General features: G+C 59.1%; 9 protein-coding genes. 3 read left to right on the forward strand and 6 right to left on the reverse strand.

Features of this window, described 5'->3' with window-relative positions; translation table 11 throughout:
- Window positions 1-120: 120 nt before the first annotated feature.
- Both rpsI and rplM read right to left on the reverse strand, forming a co-directional pair.
- On the reverse strand, window positions 121-513 hold the full coding sequence (gene rpsI / locus AC1DH9_RS14485; protein ID WP_002555064.1) for a 30S ribosomal protein S9: 393 nt from the start codon (window positions 511-513) through the stop codon (window positions 121-123).
- 14 nt (window positions 514-527) lie between these two features.
- On the reverse strand, window positions 528-956 hold the full coding sequence (gene rplM, locus AC1DH9_RS14490) for a 50S ribosomal protein L13 (protein WP_416126365.1): 429 nt from the start codon (window positions 954-956) through the stop codon (window positions 528-530).
- A gap of 248 nt (window positions 957-1204) precedes the next feature.
- On the opposite strand from rplM, the gene AC1DH9_RS14495 reads away from it, so the two are divergent.
- Window positions 1205-2245 carry an NADP(H)-dependent aldo-keto reductase gene (locus tag AC1DH9_RS14495; RefSeq protein WP_427543300.1) on the forward strand — a complete coding sequence of 347 codons (1041 nt, stop codon included), beginning with the start codon at window positions 1205-1207 and terminating at the stop codon, window positions 2243-2245.
- 103 nt (window positions 2246-2348) lie between these two features.
- Here the strand turns inward: AC1DH9_RS14495 and AC1DH9_RS14500 are convergent, their stop codons facing one another.
- Window positions 2349-3485, reverse strand: a complete 1137-nt coding sequence (locus AC1DH9_RS14500; RefSeq protein WP_427543297.1) for an acyl-CoA dehydrogenase family protein — start codon at window positions 3483-3485, stop codon at window positions 2349-2351.
- Between the two features lie 242 nt (window positions 3486-3727).
- On the opposite strand from AC1DH9_RS14500, the gene AC1DH9_RS14505 reads away from it, so the two are divergent.
- Window positions 3728-4624: a GlxA family transcriptional regulator gene (locus AC1DH9_RS14505; protein ID WP_477808336.1), complete on the forward strand. Its 897-nt coding sequence runs from the start codon at window positions 3728-3730 to the stop codon at window positions 4622-4624.
- Window positions 4625-4799: 175 nt separating this feature from the next.
- Here the strand turns inward: AC1DH9_RS14505 and zapE are convergent, their stop codons facing one another.
- The 3 genes from zapE to AC1DH9_RS14520 all read right to left on the reverse strand — a co-directional run bounded on the left by zapE (window position 4800) and on the right by AC1DH9_RS14520 (window position 7994).
- Complete coding sequence (gene zapE, locus AC1DH9_RS14510; RefSeq protein WP_477808335.1) at window positions 4800-5894, reverse strand: cell division protein ZapE; 1095 nt, start codon at window positions 5892-5894, stop codon at window positions 4800-4802.
- A gap of 90 nt (window positions 5895-5984) precedes the next feature.
- On the reverse strand, window positions 5985-7340 hold the full coding sequence (locus AC1DH9_RS14515) for a tryptophan--tRNA ligase (RefSeq protein WP_427543293.1): 1356 nt from the start codon (window positions 7338-7340) through the stop codon (window positions 5985-5987).
- Between the two features lie 24 nt (window positions 7341-7364).
- Window positions 7365-7994: an alpha/beta hydrolase gene (locus tag AC1DH9_RS14520; RefSeq protein WP_427543311.1), complete on the reverse strand. Its 630-nt coding sequence runs from the start codon at window positions 7992-7994 to the stop codon at window positions 7365-7367.
- Window positions 7995-8140: 146 nt separating this feature from the next.
- Here AC1DH9_RS14520 and AC1DH9_RS14525 point away from each other — a divergent pair, with 146 nt between their 5' ends.
- Window positions 8141-8578, forward strand: coding sequence for a Z-ring associated ZapG family protein (locus AC1DH9_RS14525; RefSeq protein WP_427543290.1), 438 nt, complete (start codon window positions 8141-8143; stop codon window positions 8576-8578).
- The last annotated feature ends 187 nt before the right edge of the window (window positions 8579-8765 follow it).

Genomic DNA, 8765 nt, shown 5'->3' on the forward strand with positions numbered 1-8765 from the left:
GCGCCAAGCCTTGTAGTATAGGGGCTCTACGGATGTGGCAAGTTGTCACATCATAAATCTTTAAGCAAAAAAAACGCCCAGCTCCGCGAGGAGACTGGGCGCTTTGAACGCGAAAGCGAATTAACGCTTCGAGTACTGCGGACGCTTACGCGCTTTACGCAGACCAACTTTCTTACGTTCAACTTCACGTGCGTCACGAGTAACGAAGCCCGCTTTGCGCAGAGCACCGCGCAGAGTTTCGTCGTACTGCATCAGAGCGCGAGTGATACCGTGGCGGATTGCGCCAGCTTGACCACTTACACCACCACCGATCACGGTGACGTAGATGTCGAACTTCTCGACAGTCTCAGTCAATTCCAGCGGCTGACGAACTACCATGCGGGCAGTTTCGCGACCGAAGAAATTATCCAGGGAGCGGTTGTTGATGGAGATGTTACCAGTGCCCGGACGCAGGAAAACGCGTGCGGTTGCGGTCTTGCGACGGCCAGTGCCGTAATTTTGAGTCGCCGACATAATGAACTATTCCGTTAAAACTTCAGTTCTTGGGGCTGCTGAGCAGTATGAGGGTGAGCAGCGCCCGCATAGACTTTCAGCTTACGATACATGTCGCGACCCAGCGGGTTCTTAGGCAGCATGCCTTTGACCGCGGTCTCGATCACGCGCTCAGGGGCTTTAGCGATCAGCTTTTCGAAGTTGATCGACTTGATGCCGCCCGGGAAACCGGAGTGGGAGTAGTAGATTTTGTCGGTGGTTTTAGCACCGGTCACACGAATCTGCTCGGCATTGATAACGACGATGTAGTCGCCGGTGTCAACGTGAGGAGTGTACTCAGCCTTGTGCTTGCCACGCAGACGGCTCGCGATCTCGGTGGCCAGACGACCCAGGGTCTGACCAGCAGCGTCGACGACAAACCAGTCGCGCTTTACTGTTTCCGGTTTAGCAGTAAAAGTTTTCATTCTTTATAGCCTCAGGGGCCGCCCTGTAAATTTAGACGGCGGATCTTACTGAATAGTGCGTACTTTGACAAGTCAAAGGCAGCCGGGTACAGACGCTATCGGGGGCTCGGGTCGGCGCGTCCGTTCAACGGCAAGATTCTTCGGCAGGCGGCGCATCACTTCCACTGCAGAAAGAGGTGCGCAATTATGCAGATTGCGAAAAAAAATTCAACCTGCTTTTATGATTGTTTTCCCCCAAGGACTACCCGATGGACTATCGACAGCTGGGCCGTACCGATCTGAACGTGAGCGCAATCTGCCTCGGGACCATGACCTGGGGCGAGCAAAACAGCGAGGCAGAGGCTTTCGCACAGATTGAACGGGCCAAGAGCGCCGGGATCAATTTCATCGACACCGCCGAAATGTACCCGGTGCCACCCAAAGCCGAAACCTACGCCACCACCGAGCGCTACATCGGCAATTACTTCAAGAGCCGTGGAGATCGAGCCGACTGGATTCTGGCGAGCAAGATCGCCGGCCCCGGCAACACCATYGACTACATTCGCGGTGGCCACCTCAAACACAACCGCGAACACATCGTCCAGGCCCTGGACGCCAGCCTCAAGCGCTTGCAGACCGACTATATCGATCTCTACCAGCTGCACTGGCCGGAACGCAGCACCAATTTCTTCGGGCAACTGGGCTACACGCACAAGAGCGAAGTCAACCTGACCCCGCTGGAAGACACTCTCGAGGCACTCGACGAACAGGTCAAAGCCGGCAAGATCCGCCACATTGGCCTGTCCAACGAAACGCCGTGGGGCACCATGAAGTTCCTCGCGCTGGCCGAAGCCCGCGGCTGGTCGCGTGCGGTGTCGATCCAGAACCCCTACAACCTGCTCAATCGCAGCTTTGAAATCGGTCTGTCGGAAATCGCCATCCGCGAACAATGCGGACTGCTCGCCTATTCGCCGCTGGCGTTTGGTTTTCTGTCCGGCAAGTACGAAGGTGGGGCGCGCCCGGCAAACGCTCGCCTGAGTCTTTACAGCCGCTTCAGCCGCTACTTCAACCCGCAGTCGGAAGTCGCGTGCAGCCGTTACGTGGCGCTGGCCCGTGAACACGGCCTGGACCCGGCACAAATGGCCCTGGCGTTCGTGACCCGGCAATCGTTCGTCACCAGCAACATCATTGGCGCGACCACGCTGGAACAGCTGGACAGCAACATTGCCAGTTTCGACCTGAAACTGTCGGATGAAGTGCTGGCGGGGATCGAGGCGATTCACAAGGATCACCCGAACCCGGCGCCTTGATCGACTCATAAACCCCATCGCAAGCAGGCTCGCTCCCACAGGGATTACGCTGTACCTGTGGGAGCGAGCCTGCTCGCGATGGCGTCCGCCCAGTCACCTCCGGTCAAAGCGACCGCGCGATGATCTCTTTCATGATTTCATTGGTCCCGGCATAAATCCGCTGCACCCGCGCATCCGCCCAGGCCCGGGCGATCGGGTATTCCCACATGAAACCGTAACCGCCATGCAGCTGCACGCACTCGTCGAGCACCTTGCATTGCAGGTCGGTGCCCCAGTATTTGGCCATCGCCGCCGTTGGCACATCGAGCTTGCCTTGCAGGTGCAGCTCCAGGCAGCGGTCGACGAAGACCCGGCCAATCTGAATCTCCGTGGCCATCTCTGCCAGTTTGAAGCGGGTGTTCTGGAAATCTGCAATCGCCTTGCCGAACGCCTTGCGCTCGCGGGTGTAATCCAGGGTCCACTTCAACGCTGCCTCGGCTGAAGCCAGACCGCCGATGGCAACCGTCAGACGTTCCTGCGGCAATTCCTGCATCAGATAGGCGAAGCCCATCCCAGCCTGGCCCAAGAGATTTTCCTTGGGCACACGGACGTCCTGGAAGAACAGCTCCGAGGTGTCCTGCGCTTTCATCCCGACCTTCTCCAGGCGCTTGCCCTTTTCGAAGCCCGGGGTGTTCGCTTCCACCAGAAACAGACTGGTGCCCTTGGCCCCGGCCTTGGGATCAGTCTTGGCCACGACAATCACCAGGTCCGCGAGAAAGCCGTTGGTGATGAAGGTTTTCGAACCGTTGATCACATACTCGTCGCCCTCCAGCACCGCTGTGGTTTTCACCCCTTGCAGGTCGGAGCCGGCGCCTGGCTCGGTCATGGCAATCGCGGTAACCATTTCGCCGGAGACCAGTTTCGGCAGGTATTTGTGCTTCAGCGCTTCGCTGCCGTAATGCAGGATGTACGGCGCCACGATGTCCGAATGCAGGGAGAAGCCGATACCGGTCAACCCCAGTCGCCCCACCTCTTCGATCACCACCGCGCTGTAGAGGAAGTCCGCATCGAACCCACCGTACGCTTCCGGCAGATGAGAACAGAGCATCCCCGCCTCCCCCGCCTTGTTCCACAGCGCGCGGTCGATATGCCCCTGTTTTTCCCACTGCGCATGAAACGGCACGGCTTCTTTTTCGAGGAAGGTTCGTACGCTGTCGCGAAACAGTTCGTGCTCGGAACTGAACAAGGTTCTGGGGATCATCGGGGCACCTGTGGTTATTGTTGATCGCAAATGAACCCTGAGCCTAAGCCTCCCGTTGATAACAGGACACTGGACACATCAGACAAAAAATAAGACGATCCAGCCGCTTGGTGACCACTTTCCCCTATAAGAATAAATTGAATATGTCTATCCAACTCTCCACGCCCCTGCGGCGCGTCAGCATTCTGGCTATCGACCGGGTTTTTGCATCCACCCTCATGCAAGCCAAGGATTTCTTCCATCTGGCCAGCCTGCGTTACGGCAAACAACTGGGCCACGGCCTGACCCCGGTGTTCGAAACCCGCCTGGTCAGCCCCGACGGCAAACCGGTCAACAGCTTCAGCGATGTGATCATGCCGGTGGATGGCGGCCTGGAAAACGCCGACATCATCATCCTCCCGGCGTTCTGGGACGATTTCGACACCCTCTGCAAACGTTATCCACAGGTGCTGCCGTGGCTGCGCGAGCAACACGCACGCGGCGCGGTACTCTGCGGCGAAGCCACCGGGGTGTTCTGGCTCGCCGAGGCCGGCCTGCTCGATGGCAAGGAAGCGACCACCTACTGGCGCTTCTTCAACGCCTTCGAAGAGCGCTTCCCCAACGTTCAGCTCAATCAGGACARGCACCTGACCGACGCCGACAACCTGTACTGCGCCGGCGGCACCACCTCGGCCTGCGACCTCTACATTTACCTGATCGAGCGCTTCTGCGGGGCCAACGTGGCCCAGGCCGTGGCCCGCGACATTCTGTATGAAGTGCAGCGCAGTTATTCACCCGGGCGTATCGGTTTCGGCGGGCAGAAGCTGCATCAGGATGTGATCATCCTGCAAATCCAGCATTGGCTCGAAGAGCATTTTGCCGACAAGTTCCGCTTCGAAGACGTCGCCCGCGAGCACGGCATGAGCATCCGCAACTTCATGCGGCGCTTCCAGACCGCCACTGGCGACAAACCGCTGCACTACCTGCAACGCCTGCGCATCGAAACCGCCAAGGGCTTGTTGTCCGCCAGCCGTAAAAGCATCAAGACCATCAGCTACGAAGTCGGCTACGACGACGCGAGCTTCTTCGCCCGGCTATTCCGCCAGCACACCGAGCTGTCGCCGAACCAGTATCGGCAGCAGTTCCAGCAGGCCGCGTAAACCAAGGGCCAACACAGCCCCCCTGTGGGAGCGAGCCTGCTCGCGATTGCGGTCTGACATCCAACATCGATGTCGACTGGCACTCAGTCATCGCGAGCAGGCTCGCTCCCACACCGGGATCTTCAGCGTATAAAAAAGGCCTGCATTGCAGGCCTTTTTTATTTTCCGAAATGTCCTACGGCTTGTGCGCCCGCGCCAGGAACTCATGGGACTGCATTTCCAGCAGACGGCTGAGGGTGCGCTGGAACTCGAAGTTCAGGCGACCGCCGGTGTAGAGGTCTTTCAACTCGACTTCAGCGGAAATGATCAGCTTGACGTTACGGTCGTAGAACTCGTCGACCATGTTGATAAAACGTCGGGCGATGTCGTCGGTGGTGACACTCATCTGCTCTACGCCGCTGAGCAACACGGCGTGGAAGATCTTGCCGAGTTCGATGTAGTCGTTCTGGCTACGCGGGCCGTCGCACAGTTCGCGAAAGTCAAACCAGGCCACGTCGTCGCACGTACGCACGGCACGGATCTCACGGTTCTCGATGATCAGCACATCGTTTTCGATGGCCTGAGTGCATTCCGGCGTGAGTGCGCGGAAGCTTTTGCGCAGGCTCTCGTGGGACGCTTCGTCGAGCGGGGAGTGAAACAGTTCGGCCTGCTCAAGGTGACGCAGACGATAGTCGACGCCGCTGTCGACGTTGACGATGTCGGTGTTCTGCTTGATCAGCGCGATGGCTGGCAGGAAACGCGCACGTTGCAGGCCGTCCTTGTACAGACCGTCCGGCACGATGTTCGAGGTCGCAACCAGCGTCACGCCGTTCTTGAACAGCTCTTCCATCAAGGTGCCGAGGATCATCGCGTCGGTGATGTCGGACACGAAGAACTCATCGAAACAGATCACCCGCGCTTCGTCGGAGAAACGCTTGGCGATGATGGTCAGCGGGTTTTTCTCGCCGCCGAGGGTCTTCATCTCTTCGTGCACGCGCTTCATGAAGCGGTGGAAGTGAGTGCGGACCTTTTCCTTGAACGGCAGCGCTTCAAAGAAGGTGTCGACCAGGTAAGTCTTACCGCGACCTACGCCGCCCCAGAAGTACAGGCCCTTGACCGGCGCCTGGTCTTTCTTGCCAAACAGCTTGCCGRGCAGGCCCGGTTTGTTCTGCGAGGCCGCGACCAGATCGTCGTACAGGCGCTGCAAATGGCGCACGGCAGTTTCCTGCGCGGCGTCATGGAAGAATTCCGGGCGTTTCAGATCAGCTTGATATCGTTCTAGGGGCGTCATAATTCGTTAGCAAGGCAACAAAAACGGGCCGACACTGTAGCGACGACCCTTGAGAATGGCAATCAGCCCTTGGTCGGGCCGAACCGTTGATTATTCCTGAACAGGCGTCAGCGCAACCCGCAAGGTGTCAATGGCGACATCCCGCGCGGTGCTGTCAGCGAAGGCCGGGCTGTCGGCGACGCACTCGCCTTCGAGCCAGACGCTGAAGCTCAGGTCTTCGCTGCGAACATCCAGCGCCTGGCCGGATTGCAGTTGCTTGGTCACCTGGCCGGCGGTTTTGCCGTCAGCGAAGTTGCGCGACAACAGCAGTTGCTCGCCATCAGCGGCCAGCAGGCGGAAACGGAAGCTGCCGTCGTCTTCACGGAAGCTGACGAAACGCGCGGCTTTCGCGGCTTTCTTCTTGGTGGTGGCCGCCACTTGCGTCTGCTTGACGAAAGACCGCAGGCCGACCGCTTCACGCAGCTCGTTGAGGAACGGCGTGGCCACGGCGCGAGCCTTGGCGGCACCGTGCTGCAGAATGTCTTCGAGGTCTGCCGGGCGTTCGATCAGTTGGTAGTAACGCTCGCGGGACTCGCCCAGTTCGTTATCGAGCAGTTGGAACAGACGATTCTTCGCCTCGCCCCAACCCAGGCCCTGCAACAGTTCGCTGCGGAACTCGTCGGCCTGCGCCGCAGTGGCGAAAGCCTGGAACAGGGTGAACAGGTGCGAATTGTCCGGATCCTTGGCTTCGCCCGGTGCACGGGAGTCGGTGACGATCCGCGAAATCGCGTCCTTCATCTCTTTGGCGCTGGAGAACAACGGAATGGTGTTGTCGTAGCTTTTCGACATCTTCCGGCCATCGAGGCCCGGTAGCGTGGCGACGCTTTCTTCGATCAGCGCCTCGGGCATGGTGAAGAACTCCTTGCCCTGGCCAAACAGGTGGTTGAAGCGCTGGCCGATGTCGCGGGCCATTTCCACGTGCTGGATCTGATCGCGACCGACCGGAACCTTGTGCGCGTTGAACATCAGGATGTCCGCCGCCATCAGCACCGGGTAGCTGTACAAGCCCATGGTGATGCCGGCGTCCGGGTCTTCACCGGCTTCGACGTTCTTGTCCACCGAGGCCTTGTAGGCGTGCGCACGGTTGAGCAGGCCCTTGGCGGCAACGCAAGTCAGCAGCCAGGTCAGCTCAGGGATTTCCGGGATGTCGGACTGGCGATAAAACGTTACCCGATCCACATCCAGACCACCGGCCAGCCAGGTCGCGGCGATTTCCAGACGCGAGCGCTGGATGCGCAGCGGGTCATCGCACTTGATCAGGGCGTGGTAGTCGGCCAGGAAGTAGAACGAATCGGCATTGCTGTCGCGGCTGGCGAGGATCGCCGGCCGGATCGCGCCGGCGTAGTTGCCCAGGTGCGGGGTGCCGGTGGTGGTGATGCCGGTGAGGATGCGCGTACGAGTAGTCATGGGTAATCGCTTATCAGACTGCAATCAATTCGAAAGGCGCGGCAGGATCAGATCCTTGAGATCGGTCAGCTTGCCGTGAAAAAAGTGTCCGCATTCTGCCACTTTCAGCAGCTCATGGGGGCGATCGAGGGCGTCAGACCAATCGTAAACCAGTTGCGGATCGATGACTTCGTCGGATTCTGGCTGGATCAGCGTCAGTTCGCCGTGCTGCGGCAGCTGATCCTGATCGCCCAGACGCATCACCGCCGGCGCAACCATGAACACGTGCTTGAGCTGCTCGCCCCTGGCTTCCAGGCGTCCGCCGAGGCTGGCCGCAACGAAGCCGCCGAACGAGAAACCGAACAGGGTCATTGGCAAATCAGGGTGTTTGGCGCGAAACCATTCAGCCACGGCTTGAGCGTCATCGACTTCGCCGGTGCCCATGTCATGCATGCCGGCGCTCGCGCCGACGCCACGGTAATTAAATCGTAATGTGATCAAACCGGCATCGCGAGCGGTGCGCTGCAAGGTCGAAACGACTTTATTGAGCATGGTGCCGCCCTGCACCGGGTTTGGGTGACAGATCAGCGCCAGGCCACGTGGCTCGGGGGAGTCCAGGTACAAGGCTTCCAGTTGGCCCACCGGGCCATCAATCAATACAGGGGTTTCACGCATAAGCAAGGAAGGAACTCCGTGACCTCTCGAAGGGTCGACTCGTCTAGCTAAAAGTCTGTGCCTGGCATGATTGCGATCTCGTCGCGGTATACAGCGCAGGTCCGAGCCGTTAACGTAAAGCAAAGCCGTTTATAGAGGAAGGACTCGTGGAACACTCGCTCTTAGTTTGGTTGTTGCCGACTCTTGCCCTGGTTGCCGGTGTCGCCATTGGTTTCCTGGTTGCCCGCCTTCTGCCGAATGCCGCGCCTAGCAGCACGCAACGTCAGCTGGATGACATTCAGGAACGTTTTGACAACTATCAGAATGAAGTGATCACCCACTTCAACAGCACCGCAACGCTGGTCAAGAAGCTCACTCAGAGCTATCAGGAAGTGCAAGACCACCTCGCCGAGGGTGCCAACCGCCTGGCCCTGGACGAACAGACTCGCCAACGCCTGCTGGCCGCCCTGCACTCCGAGGCCGCCGTGCAAGCGCCACGGGAACGCCTGACGCCGCCACGCAATCAGGAGCCGCCACGCGATTACGCGCCGAAAATGCCAAACTCCCCAGGCATGCTCGACGAGCATTACGGCTTGAAGAAATAACCCGGTTTCACGCGACATGAAAAAGCCCTCGGACAGGTGATGTCCGAGGGCTTTTTTGTTGCTGGGAGTTTGAGCGCCTGTGCGGGCCTCATCGCGAGCAGGCTCGCTCCCACATTTGATCTTCAGTGGACACAAAATCTGTGCCCTACGCGGCCCAGTGTGGGAGCGAGCCTGCTCGCGATGAGGC

Source organism: Pseudomonas sp. 05T35 (assembly GCF_056396605.1).

Excerpts from the sequence above, each read along its gene's own strand:
- rpsI (WP_002555064.1), bottom strand. The coding sequence starts at position 513 with ATGTCGGCGACTCAAAATTACGGCACTGGCCGTCGCAAGACCGCAACC.
- AC1DH9_RS14515 (WP_427543293.1), bottom strand. The coding sequence starts at position 7,340 with ATGACTACTCGTACGCGCATCCTCACCGGCATCACCACCACCGGCACC.
- AC1DH9_RS14520 (WP_427543311.1), bottom strand. The coding sequence starts at position 7,994 with ATGCGTGAAACCCCTGTATTGATTGATGGCCCGGTGGGCCAACTGGAA.
- rplM (WP_416126365.1), bottom strand. The coding sequence starts at position 956 with ATGAAAACTTTTACTGCTAAACCGGAAACAGTAAAGCGCGACTGGTTT.
- AC1DH9_RS14500 (WP_427543297.1), bottom strand. The coding sequence starts at position 3,485 with ATGATCCCCAGAACCTTGTTCAGTTCCGAGCACGAACTGTTTCGCGAC.